This window comes from Variovorax sp. AC103 (assembly GCF_979254005.1).
The window spans coordinates 1-7975 of sequence record NZ_CEEDFC010000050.1; the positions used below are offsets into that span (position 1 = coordinate 1).

Sequence of the window (7975 nt, forward strand, 5' to 3'; positions counted from 1 at the left end):
CTCCGCTCCCGCCCCCGCCACATCCCGCCAGCACCGTGATGACGACGATGAACATCGTCCCGAGCCATTTGCGCATCTGCTTCTCCTCGAACTAAGGGTTTGGTTTTCAGTTGTCCCACGCTTGGGAAAACCAAAATACAAACGTTTGCGCAAAGCTTTGCGCAAACGTTTGCCAAACTCTACGGCGCTTGCCACGCGCGTGGCAAGCGCCGTTGCCTAGGGGTTTTCCGCGAGAAAGAAGCGCGGCTCAGCCCGGGTCGGGCACAGGCTCGACCAGGCGGTTCTCGCGCAGCGGCGAGCGGTCGCGCAGGTAGGGCTGCTCCGGCGCCGGCGCGGCCTGCAGCTTGTCGAGGCCCGCGCTGGCTGCAGCCTTGGCCGAGCCGGCTGCCGGGCATGCGCCGTTGCTGCGCAGGGCCAGCGCCGCGGCCAGGCGCGCTTCGGCGCTGTCGCCGAGCGGATGAGTGAAGTCGTCGGCCACGGTGCAGTCGGGTGCGAAGCCGTCGCTGTAGTCGCCCTCGCCCTTCTGGTTCGCGCCCTTGAACTGGATGGCGAAGTAGCTGGTGCCGCAGTTGTCCTGGGGAATGAAGCCGTAGGGCTTGCCGCAGGTGGTGCCGCCCACCAGCTTGACCGTGACGCCCACGCCGCGCAGGCTGTTGATGACCGACTCGCTGGCCGAGCAGGTGTCGGGACCGGTGAGCACCGTGACGCGCGACAGGCCGAGCGTGGGCAGCGCCTGGCCGCTGCGGCTGGTGCCCACGAAAGGCGTCAGGGTCTGCGCGAGGGTCTGCCGGAACGGGTTCTTGTCGTTGTAGACCAGCTGTTCGAAGGTCTTGCCCGCAGTCACCGCTGGCGAAGAGATCATGTAGGCCAGCCGGCTGGCAATGAGGAGCTGCCCGCCACCGTTGTAGCGCATGTCGAGCACCAGGTCGCTGATGCCGGCGCCCTGCTTGAAGGTGTTCACCGCATCGATGAGCTGCGCCTCCGAGGTGGTGATGTGGTCGTTGAACAGCAGGTAGCCCACGCGGCCGCTGCCGGTGTCGATGACCTGCACGTTCTGCACCGGCGTGCGGGTGACGCTCTCCGCCTTGAGCGTCACCGCGGCCTGCGGCGTGCCGCCCACCTCGAAGGTGAAGCTGTGCGATTCGCCCACGGCCTGCGGCGCAAGGGCGCGGTTGATCGCGTTGACGTTGGCGGTGCCGGTGCCACTGACGACGTTGACGCCGTCGATCTCCAGGATCTTCGCGCCGCGCCGCAAGCCCAGCCGGTCGGCCGGCGAGCTCGGCTCGACGAAGGCAATGCGGATGTCGCGCGGCGGCGAGCTGCGCACCGACGCGGTCTCCATGCCGTAGCCGGCCGACACGCCGCCTTGCGAGAGCTGGCGGTACACCTCGGTGTCGTAGGTGAAGTGGAAGCGGTCCTTGGCGCGACCGGAAGCCGTGGTGGCCGGCGTCTTGAGCACGTTGAACCAGGCGACCGGCGTGGCGTAGTCGCTGGCCTTGAGGGTCATGGGCACTTCGGCATACCAGAGGTAGGTTTCGTCGATCCAGCCGCGAACCCAGCTCTTTTCGGTGTCGAGCGAGCCAGCGCGGTCGGGGTAGGCCGAACCGGTGGCGGGGTTGGTGCCGTTGCGCGGCACGGCGCATTGGCCGGCAACCGTGGCCGAGGCCACGATGCCGCCGTCGCCGTCGCCGCCACTGACAGGCGGCGTCGTGGCGCCGGGCAGCAGGCCGATCGGCAAGCCCGCGCCGCCGCCCCCTCCGCCACCACCGCCCCCGCACCCTGCCAGCAGGCAGCCCGCAGCAAGCGCGGCACGTGCAGCCCAGGCGCCAGGACGCGGCAGCCGCCGCAAATCGATCGCTCGAAAGCCCATGTGCTCCTCCTCGTGCCCGCGGTGGCGGACGGATGTTTCGCAGCCGGCGACCGCTTCGGCCGTGCTGCGCTTGCCGGGCACCCCACCCGGTCCTGTTCTTCGCTGTTTCTTCTTTACTGCACGAAGCCCATGCCGCGCGACTCACGCACTTCGGGCTTGATGCGGTGCTCGGCCTCGAGCTGGTCGAGAAACTCGTCGGCCGAAAACTCGGTGGCCAGGATATCGGTCTGCCGTTTCACGGCGGCGAAATCGCCCGGGCACAGCTGGGTCAGTCGCGCGAGCCGGGCGCCCAGCGCGACAGTCAAGCGCCCCGCGTCGCCCGCGAGCGCCTCGGTGACGAACATGCGCTCACGCTGGACCGCGGTGAGCGGCATGAACTTGATCTTGAAGGTGAAGCGGCGCAGCGCCGCCTGGTCGAGCCGGTCGAGCAGGTTGGTGGTGCACACGAAGATGCCGTTGAAGCGCTCCATGCCCTGCAGCATCTCGTTGACCTCGGTGACCTCGTAGGTGCGCTGCGCGCTGCGGCGGTCCTGCAGGAAGCTGTCGGCCTCGTCGAGCAGCAGCACGGCCTTCTCGTTCTCGGCCTCGCGGAACATGGCGGCCATGTTCTGCTCGGTCTCGCCGACGTACTTGCTCATGAGGTCGCTGGCCTGCTTGATGATGAGCGGGCGGCCGATGGCCTTGGCGATGTGCTCGGCCAGCGCGGTCTTGCCGGTGCCGGGCGCGCCGTAGAAGCACAGCGTGCCGTGGCCGCGCGCCTTCAGCGCCTCGACGACGCGCGGGATCTCGAAGCGGGTCTCGACATTGAGCATGTCGAGGTCGTAGGTGGTGACGCTGCGGCGTTCGCCGCGCCCCGCATCGAGCGTGCCCAGCGCCAGATCGGCGTTGCGCAGCTGGCGCTCGATGAGCGCCTCCACCGAGGCGTCGTCGGTTCGCGCAAGTCCGGCGAAGCGCACCGCCGTGCGGATCTGCGCCGGCGTGAGGCCCTTGCGCTCGGCCAGCTTGGCGGTGAAGGCTTCGGACACCACCACCCCTTCGAGCGTCTTCTTCACGAGTTGCTCGCGCGCGCCGGGGGGCGGCGACTTCAGCTCGAGGTGGTACGCAAAGCGGCGGCGGAAGGCCGGGTCGATCTGCTCGATGCGGTTGGTGACCCACAGCGTGGGCACGGGGTTGGCTTCGAGGATCTGGTTGACCCAGGCCTTGCCGCTGACGCTGCCGCTGGTGGGCGCGGGAACCTGCTCGGCGCGCGCCATGAACTGCGCGGCCTCGGTGCTGATGGGCGGGAAGACGTCCTCGACCTCGTCGAACAGCAGTGCGGCGTGCGCGCTGCCCTTGAGGAACACCTGTGCGATCTGCAGCGAGCGGTACCGGTCGCGCCCGCTCAGCGAGTTGCCGTCGCGGTCGGCGTACTCGACCTCGAAAAGCTCGAGGCCGGCTGCCTGTGCCACGACCTTCGCAAGCTCTGTCTTGCCAGTGCCGGGCGGCCCGTAGAGCAGCACGTTGACGCCGGGCTCCTTGCGCGCGACTGCTGCTTGCAGCAGCGTGACGAGCATCTGCGCGTCTTCCTGCACGAAGGAGAAGTCGTGTGGGGTGAGCGCGCTCTTGGCCGAGGGCCGCGTGAACACGGCCATCAGTTCGTTCTGGTCACGGTACTCGCGCATGAGCACCGGCGGCAGCTTCTCGCTGACCTTCATGAGGTCGGCCAGGTCGGTGATGTTGTGCTCGGAGATCAGGTTCTCGACGAGCCCGATGCGCTCCAGCCGAGAGCCCGCGCGCAAGGCCTCGCCCACTTCGCTGGCGTTCACGCCCGCAATGTCCGCGATGGCCGCGTAGGCCTCGGGCGCGTTGTTGACCTTGAACTCGACCAGGAGCGAACGCAGGTCGCGTTGGTAGCGCGCGAGCGTGCCGTACAGCAGCAGCGCGCGCTCGGCCTTGTTGAGTTGCAACAGGCCCGCGAGCGCGTCGATGTTCTTCTCGACCAGTGTCGACTGCTTGCGCAGTGCGTGCGTGAGCCAGTCGCGCGTGGCGGTGAGCACGGAGAGCAGGTCTTTCGGCTGGTCCTTCGCGTATTCGTCGAGGTAGAAGAACAGCGTGCCTTCTTCGTACGGGCCGCGCCACACGCCGTGGCGCTCCAGCAGCGTGCGGCCGTCGAGGTTCTCGACGTCCTTCCACGCCTCGTTGCCCGCGCAGCGCCGCCCGAGGAATTCGCGCAACCGCTGCAGCACCGGCGCGGGCCATACGAGGTGGCGGCCCGTGAGCGACAACAGGCCGTTGATGTCGCGCCGCACATTGAAGCGCGGCCCCTGCTTGGCCGCGAGCGTGAGCACGAAGTGCGAGCACATGAGCTCCAGCACCGGTGCTTCCTTGAGGCCGGGCGACGGCAATGCCTGCCCGCGTACCGCAGCAGCCACCACATCGACACCCGCACGCTTGGCCATCAGGCAACCTCCAACGAGGAAAATCTCGGAGAGACCATAACGCAGACTTTTGGCTTCGGGAAGACTCGCAAACGGTAAAAACCCTGATGGTGCGATTCCAGCCACAATGCGCGCCATGGTCGGAATCGAAGAAATACAGCGCGCCGCAGCGCGCCTGCAAGGTCAGGTGCTCAACACGCCCTGTGTGGAATCTCGCACGCTGTCGGAGATCGTCGGCGCCCAGGTGTTCCTGAAATTCGAGAACCTGCAGTTCACATCCTCGTTCAAGGAACGGGGTGCATGCAACAAGCTGGTCGATCTTGCGCAGAACGGTACACGCGGAGTGATCGCCATGTCTGCCGGCAACCATGCGCAGGGTGTGGCTTATCACGCGCAGCGGCTCGGATTGCGCGCGCTGATCGTGATGCCGCGCTTCACGCCCGGCGTGAAGATCGAACGCACGCGGGGCTTCGGCGCCGAGGTGGTGCTGCATGGCGACTCGCTCGACGCGGCACGTGCCCATGCACTGGAGCTTGCGCAGCGCGAGGGGCTGACCTTCGTGCATCCCTACGACGACGAGGCCATCATCGCGGGCCAGGGCACGGTGGCGCTCGAGATGCTCGACGCTGTGCCCGACCTCGACACGCTGGTGGTCGCTGTCGGCGGCGGGGGGCTTATCGCGGGCATGGCGGTGGCGGCACGGGCGCGCCGGCCGGACATCGAGATCGTCGGCGTGCAGACCACGCGCTTTCCGGCGATGGTCAATGCCGTCAAGGGCACGCACCATGTACAGGGCAAGAGCACGATCGCCGAAGGCATCGCCGTCGGCACGCCGGGTGTGCTCACGCACGAAATCATCGCTCGCATGGTCGACGACCTGCTGCTGGTGGACGAGGGCGACATCGAGCAGGGCGTGCTGATGCTGCTCGAAATCGAGAAGACCCTGGTCGAGGGCGCCGGCGCCGCCGGCCTGGCGGCATTGATTCGGCACCCGGAGCGCTTCAAGGGCAAGCGCGTGGGGTTGGTGCTTTCCGGGGGCAACATCGATCCGCTGCTGCTTGCGGCCATCATCGAGCGCGGCATGGTGCGGGCGGGGCGACTCGCCCGCGTGCGCGTCAGCGCGCGCGATGTGCCTGGCTCGTTGGCACAGATCACGGCCACCGTGGCCGAAGCGGGCGCTAACGTCGACGAGGTTCACCACCAGCGGGCCTTCACCATGCTGGCGGCCCAGAACGTCGACATCGAGCTGGTGCTGCAGACCCGCGGGCGGGCGCATCTGGCCAGCGTGCTGGTTGCGCTCAAGGACGCGGGCTTCGAGGCCGAAGAGCAGCATTGAGCCGCGAGATCACCCTCGGTTACCCTGATCGAGGGGCTCGCAACCCCCTAGACCTGCGGAAGGCTACCCGCCGGTAAAATGGCCGGAGTCTGTCACTTTGTGTATTCGAGGTACTTCCCGATGTCCAACCCCACTCCCATCGAGCCGAGCCACGGCGCTGCCGTCGAAAAAGACGCCGTCGAATCGGTCGTTCACCTGATGCCGTTGGTGCTGCCGCTGGCAGGCGGCGTGCTGATGCTGCTGCTGGCATCAATCGCCGTCTTTCTGGCCTGACGCTGACAGGCAGTCGCGCTTTCGTCCGCGGGCTGTGCGGCCCGCGTTGACGCAGTCTCCCGAAGCGAAACGTTTTCTCAAACGGACCTCCGTGCCTGAACAGGCTCGGCGCCCCGTTCGGAAAGACGATTTTTCAACTTAGGAGATTTTTCCGATGAACGCACCCACGATGCAGGGCCTGACCATTCAGGCGCCCTCATACGTCAAGAACGCCAAACTGATCGCCTGGGTGGCCGAGATGGCCGCGCTGTGCAAACCCGAAGCCATTCACTGGTGCGACGGCAGCAAGGAAGAATACGACCGCCTTTGCCAACAGCTGGTGGACGCGGGGACCTTCAAGAAGCTCAATCCGGCCAAGCGCCCCAATTCGTTCCTCGCGGTGTCCGACCCGAGCGACGTGGCGCGCGTCGAAGACCGCACCTACATCTGCTCCGCGAAAAAGGAGAACGCCGGCCCGACGAACAACTGGATGGCGCCCGCTGAAATGCGTGCAACATTGCAGCCGCGGTTCGATGGCTGCATGAAGGGCCGCACGATGTACGTCGTGCCGTTCAGCATGGGCCCGCTGGGTTCGCCCATTGCGCACATTGGCATCGAACTCTCGGACTCGCCCTATGTTGCCGTCAACATGCGCATCATGACCCGCATGGGCAAGGCGGTGTACGAGGTGCTGGGCGCCGACGGCGACTTCGTGCCCTGCGTGCACACCGTGGGCGCGCCGCTCGAAGTCGGTCAGAAGGATGTGTCCTGGCCCTGCAACAAGACCAAGTACATCGTTCACTACCCCGAGACCCGCGAGATCTGGAGCTACGGCTCGGGTTACGGCGGCAACGCGCTGCTGGGCAAGAAGTGCTTCGCGCTGCGCATCGCATCGAACATGGGCCGCGACGAGGGCTGGCTGGCCGAGCACATGCTCATCCTGGGCGTGACGAATCCTGAAGGCAAAAAGTACCACGTGGCCGCGGCTTTCCCCAGCGCGTGCGGGAAGACGAACTTCTCGATGCTGGTGCCACCCGCCGGGTTCGAAGGCTGGAAGGTCACGACGATCGGCGACGACATCGCCTGGATCAAGCCGCAGGCCGACGGATCGCTGCGCGCCATCAACCCCGAGGCCGGCTATTTCGGCGTGGCCCCTGGCACCAACATGCTGACCAACCCGAATTGCATGCGCAGCCTGGACGACGGCGTGATCTTCACCAACGTCGCGTTGACGGACGACGGCGACGTATGGTGGGAAGGCATGGAGCAGGATGCGCCAGGCAAGGCGCTGCCGGCTCACCTGATCGACTGGCAGGGAAAGGACTGGACGCCGCAGATCGCCAAGGAAACGGGCGCCAAGGCTGCGCATCCGAACGCACGCTTTACCGTCGCCGCGACCAACAACCCGGCGCTTGACGACGCGTGGGACGATCCGAAGGGCGTGACCATCGACGCCTTCATCTTCGGTGGCCGTCGCTCGACGACCGTGCCGCTGGTAACCGAAGCCCGCAATTGGGTGGAAGGTGTTTACATGGCCGCGACCATGGGCTCGGAAACCACCGCTGCAGCGGCCGGGCAGCAAGGCATCGTTCGTCGCGATCCGTTCGCCATGCTGCCTTTCATGGGCTACAACATGAGCGACTACTTCCAGCATTGGCTCGACCTGGGCAAGAAGCTCGAGGCCTCGGGCGCCAAGCTCCCCAGGATCTACACGACCAACTGGTTCCGCAAGGGCGCCGACGGCAAGTTCGTCTGGCCTGGCTACGGCGAGAACATGCGTGTACTGAAATGGATGATCGACCGCGTCGAGGGCAACCAGACGGAAGGCATCGAGCACCTCACCGGCGTGAGCCCGCGCTATGAAGACCTGAATTGGACCGGCCTGAATTTCAGCGCCGAGCAATTTGCCACGGTGACCAGCATCGACAAGGCGGCGTGGGAGGCCGAGTTGAAGCTGCATGAAGAACTGTTCAAGCAGTTGGAACACCATCTTCCGAAGGAATTGCCGGCGACCAAGGCTGCGATCGCGCAGCGCCTGGCTGCCTGATTTTCAGCTGCTTCAGATAGCAAAAAGCCCGATGGATTCATCGGGCTTTTTTA

Annotated in this window: 6 protein-coding genes; 4 read left to right on the forward strand and 2 right to left on the reverse strand. The window is 66.2% G+C overall.

Annotated elements, in window-relative coordinates; translation table 11 throughout:
- A partial coding sequence (locus tag AC0IYU_RS34655) for a hypothetical protein (RefSeq protein WP_472126896.1) occupies nucleotides 1-220 on the forward strand: 220 nt, incomplete at its 5' end.
- A gap of 27 nt (nucleotides 221-247) precedes the next feature.
- Here the strand turns inward: AC0IYU_RS34655 and AC0IYU_RS34660 are convergent.
- The gene (locus AC0IYU_RS34660; protein WP_472126899.1) at nucleotides 248-1870 is read right to left on the reverse strand and encodes a S41 family peptidase; all 1623 of its coding nucleotides are present in this window, start codon (nucleotides 1868-1870) and stop codon (nucleotides 248-250) included.
- A gap of 113 nt (nucleotides 1871-1983) precedes the next feature.
- Nucleotides 1984-4308 carry an ATP-binding protein gene (locus AC0IYU_RS34665; RefSeq protein WP_472126902.1) on the reverse strand — a complete coding sequence of 775 codons (2325 nt, stop codon included), beginning with the start codon at nucleotides 4306-4308 and terminating at the stop codon, nucleotides 1984-1986.
- Nucleotides 4309-4423: 115 nt separating this feature from the next.
- Here AC0IYU_RS34665 and AC0IYU_RS34670 point away from each other — a divergent pair, with 115 nt between their 5' ends.
- From AC0IYU_RS34670 to AC0IYU_RS34680, 3 genes are all read left to right on the forward strand, one after another.
- Nucleotides 4424-5623 carry a threonine ammonia-lyase gene (locus tag AC0IYU_RS34670; RefSeq protein WP_472126905.1) on the forward strand — a complete coding sequence of 400 codons (1200 nt, stop codon included), beginning with the start codon at nucleotides 4424-4426 and terminating at the stop codon, nucleotides 5621-5623.
- A gap of 120 nt (nucleotides 5624-5743) precedes the next feature.
- Complete coding sequence (locus AC0IYU_RS34675) at nucleotides 5744-5896, forward strand: hypothetical protein (RefSeq protein ID WP_435441433.1); 153 nt, start codon at nucleotides 5744-5746, stop codon at nucleotides 5894-5896.
- Nucleotides 5897-6050: 154 nt separating this feature from the next.
- Complete coding sequence (locus AC0IYU_RS34680) at nucleotides 6051-7922, forward strand: phosphoenolpyruvate carboxykinase (GTP) (RefSeq protein WP_472126908.1); 1872 nt, start codon at nucleotides 6051-6053, stop codon at nucleotides 7920-7922.
- Nucleotides 7923-7975 lie beyond the last annotated feature (53 nt).

Excerpts from the sequence above, each read along its gene's own strand:
- AC0IYU_RS34680 (WP_472126908.1), top strand. The coding sequence starts at position 6,051 with ATGAACGCACCCACGATGCAGGGCCTGACCATTCAGGCGCCCTCATAC.
- AC0IYU_RS34665 (WP_472126902.1), bottom strand. The coding sequence starts at position 4,308 with ATGGCCAAGCGTGCGGGTGTCGATGTGGTGGCTGCTGCGGTACGCGGG.
- AC0IYU_RS34670 (WP_472126905.1), top strand. The coding sequence starts at position 4,424 with ATGGTCGGAATCGAAGAAATACAGCGCGCCGCAGCGCGCCTGCAAGGT.
- AC0IYU_RS34675 (WP_435441433.1), top strand. The coding sequence starts at position 5,744 with ATGTCCAACCCCACTCCCATCGAGCCGAGCCACGGCGCTGCCGTCGAA.
- AC0IYU_RS34660 (WP_472126899.1), bottom strand. The coding sequence starts at position 1,870 with ATGGGCTTTCGAGCGATCGATTTGCGGCGGCTGCCGCGTCCTGGCGCC.